This window comes from Amycolatopsis sp. VC5-11, from assembly GCF_037034185.1.
GTDB classification, from domain to species: domain Bacteria; phylum Actinomycetota; class Actinomycetes; order Mycobacteriales; family Pseudonocardiaceae; genus Amycolatopsis; species Amycolatopsis nivea.
On sequence record NZ_JBAGKF010000055.1, the window covers coordinates 1 to 631 of the forward strand.

Sequence of the window (631 nt, forward strand, 5' to 3'; positions counted from 1 at the left end):
GGATGGGTAGGGGAGCGTCCTGCATCCAGGGAAGCGGCCGCGGAAGCGAGTCGTGGAGGGTGCGGGAGTGAGAATGCAGGCATGAGTAGCGAATGCAGAGTGAGAAACTCTGCCGCCGGATGACCAAGGGTTCCTGGGCCAGGCTAATCCGCCCAGGGTAAGTCGGGACCTAAGGCGAGGCCGACAGGCGTAGTCGATGGACAACGGGTTGATATTCCCGTACCCGAGCATGTGCGCCCATGGCGAGGCGGTTGACACTAACCACCCGAAGCCACTCGTGAAGCCTTCGGGCGGATCGGGTGTGTGGAGCGTGGGACCTGATTCCGTAGTAGTCAAGCGATGGGGTGACGCAGGAAGGTAGCTCCGCCAGGCGATGGTTGTCCTGGTGTAAGCGTGTAGGCCGTCATGTAGGCAAATCCGCATGGCAATGGGCTGAGACGTGATGCGTAGCCGTTTGAGGCGAAGTGGGTGATCCTATGCTGTCGAGAAAAGCCTCTAGTGAGTGCATGCACGGCCCGTACCCCAAACCAACACAGGTGGTCAGGTAGAGAATACCAAGGCGATCGGGTGAACTGTGGTTAAGGAACTCGGCAAAATGCCCCCGTAACTTCGGGAGAAGGGGGGCCAAGCA

The 631-nt window shown here is 59.7% G+C and carries 1 rRNA gene; it reads left to right on the forward strand.

Annotated features, from left to right (window positions below):
- Positions 1-631 (forward strand): 23S ribosomal RNA (locus WA670_RS45050); the annotation flags it as partial.